The sequence below is a fragment of the Enterobacter sp. RIT637 genome (assembly GCF_019718755.1).
Classification (GTDB): Bacteria; Pseudomonadota; Gammaproteobacteria; order Enterobacterales; family Enterobacteriaceae; genus Enterobacter.
In genome coordinates this window covers 1-623 of the sequence record NZ_JAIHAZ010000098.1, presented here as the reverse complement: position 1 = coordinate 623, position 623 = coordinate 1, and the positions used below count along the sequence as shown (strand labels likewise).

The 623-nt window shown below is 55.7% G+C and carries 1 protein-coding gene; it reads left to right on the top strand.

Features of this window, described 5'->3' with window-relative positions:
- A partial coding sequence (locus tag K5E19_RS23385; protein ID WP_221553317.1) for a cation:dicarboxylate symporter family transporter occupies positions 1-479 on the top strand: 479 nt, incomplete at its 5' end.
- Positions 480-623: the final 144 nt, after the last annotated feature.

The window sequence follows — 623 nt, the reverse complement described above, 5'->3', positions numbered from 1 at the left end:
AATCCGCACTGCCGCGTATGCTCGATAAGATGGAAAAACTGGGCTGCCGTAAATCGGTGGTGGGGCTGGTCATTCCGACGGGGTACTCGTTTAACCTTGATGGAACGTCGATATACCTGACCATGGCGGCGGTGTTTATCGCCCAGGCGACCAACAGCCACATGGATATCTTCCATCAGATCACCTTGCTGTTGGTGCTACTGCTCTCCTCGAAAGGGGCGGCGGGCGTGACGGGCAGCGGGTTTATCGTGCTGGCGGCGACCATCTCGGCGGTAGGGCATCTTCCGGTGGCGGGCCTGGCGCTCATTCTCGGCATCGACCGCTTTATGTCCGAAGCCCGCGCCCTGACTAACCTGGTGGGTAACGGTGTTGCCACGGTGGTGGTGGCGAAATGGGTGAAAGAGCTGGACCATAAAAAACTCGACGATACGCTGAATAATCGCGTGCCAGAGAGCAAATCCCACGGTTTATCCTCATAAATTCAGCACTTATGCCCGCTCACCCTTGTCGGGGAGCGGGCTCCTGCGCATAATGACTGCTCATACCTGTCATACTTCGACAAGATTTTTTTCGGGTATATTTCACTTCTCGCCGTGACGTTTCGCAGAACACGCGGTCTAATC